Raw genomic sequence first — 1,483 nt, 5'->3', positions numbered from 1 at the left:
CTTGGGTTCCAGTGGTCGTTGCAACACCGCCTGGTTTTCAGGTGGTGAGTAGATCACGTAGACGCTCGGCTGGAGTACTCCAGCCGAGCGTCTTGCGTGGGCGGCCGTTGAGTTCCTGGGCGACGTGTTCGAGGTCTTCGGGGCTGTGGACGCTGAGGTCGGTGCCTTTGGGGAAGTACTGGCGCAGGAGTCCGTTGGTGTTTTCGTTGGAGCCGCGTTGCCAGGGTGAGGCGGGGTCGCAGAAGTAGACGGGCATGCCGGTGGCCATGGTGAACTGCTTGTGGCGTGCCATCTCGCTGCCCTGGTCCCAGGTGAGGGAACCGCGCAGGTGTGCGGGCAGGGTCTGGATCGTGGCGACGAGGCCATCGCGCACGGTTTCGGCGTCGTGGGCTCCGCCGGGCAGGTGGACCAGCATGGTGTAGCGGGTGCTTCGCTCGACCAGCGTGGCAATCGCGGAGCGGCTGTTGGCGCCGATGATCAGGTCGCCTTCCCAGTGGCCGGGCACGGCCCGGTCCTCGACGTCGGCAGGGCGGTCGCTGATCATCACCATCGGGTCGATGAACCGTGGGGTGCGCCGCTGGGGGTCCCGGCGTGGTTTACGGCGGGTCCGGCCGGAGCGGACGGCGGCCTGGACTTCCCGTTTCAGGCCGCCGCGGGCCTGGAAATACAGCGCCTGGTAGATCGTTTCCACGCTCACCCGCATGCTCCGGTCGTCGGGATACTCCTTGCCCAGAGCGTGACAGATCTGCTCCGGCGACCAGCGCCCGCGCAGTCCGTCCTGGACGAAGCGTCGCAGTCGGCCCTCGCGCAGCAGCTTGCGGTCCTTGGGGCGGGGTCTGCGCGTGGCGGCCGCCCGGTGGGCCGCGTAGGGCTGATAGCCCTCAAGGCCCGAGTTCGCGTCGATCTCCCGCTTGACCGTGCTCGCCGGCCGCCCCAGGGCCCGTCCAGTCGCCTGCAGCGACTGCCCCGCCGCGCGGAGATCGCGGATCTTCTCGCGCTCGGCGAGCGTCAGGAACCGTGGGTGGATCTGCTTCTCCAGGGCCTTCAGGCCCACCGGCGTTGTGGTCACGCCACCCATCGTGACGGTCCCGGTGGTGTAGTCGACACGGCGGCCGTCGGCGTAGGTGCGTGTGGTGCCGCTCTTCTTGACGCCCCAGTCCCAGTCCTTGGCCGTGCGCTCGTTCACGTCGACCTGCCGGGCCGCTGCCCGGCGTGCGACTCCGGCGGCCCGAAGCCGCTCGTACTCGTCGCGCCCGGGGTGCCGCTGCGGCAGGCGCACCGACCCGCGTCCGGCCTTCCGGGCCCAGCCGAAGGCCGTGTTGCGGTTCACGCCCAGCTCACGCGCCACCACGGTCACGCTCCCCACGACATCCAGCCGCGCAAGGAAACGTGCCTTCAACCCTGCAAGATCACCACGCTCAACGCCCACGGTCCCCGCAACTCCCACAGATCATGGGTGTTGCGAGGACCGTTAGAACCCAAG

Annotated in this window: 1 protein-coding gene; it reads right to left on the bottom strand. The window is 69.0% G+C overall.

The genetic code is table 11. The features are described 5' to 3' along the window. Positions 1-37: 37 nt before the first annotated feature. On the bottom strand, positions 38-1,273 hold the full coding sequence (locus tag QMK30_RS38240) for an IS30 family transposase (protein ID WP_502963318.1): 1,236 nt from the start codon (positions 1,271-1,273) through the stop codon (positions 38-40). Between the last annotated feature and the right edge of the window lie 210 nt (positions 1,274-1,483).

Origin of the sequence: Streptomyces sp. H27-C3 (assembly GCF_030063415.1) — a bacterium.
Classification (GTDB): Bacteria; Actinomycetota; Actinomycetes; order Streptomycetales; family Streptomycetaceae; genus Streptomyces.
This window is presented reverse-complemented; position numbering and strand designations above follow the sequence as displayed.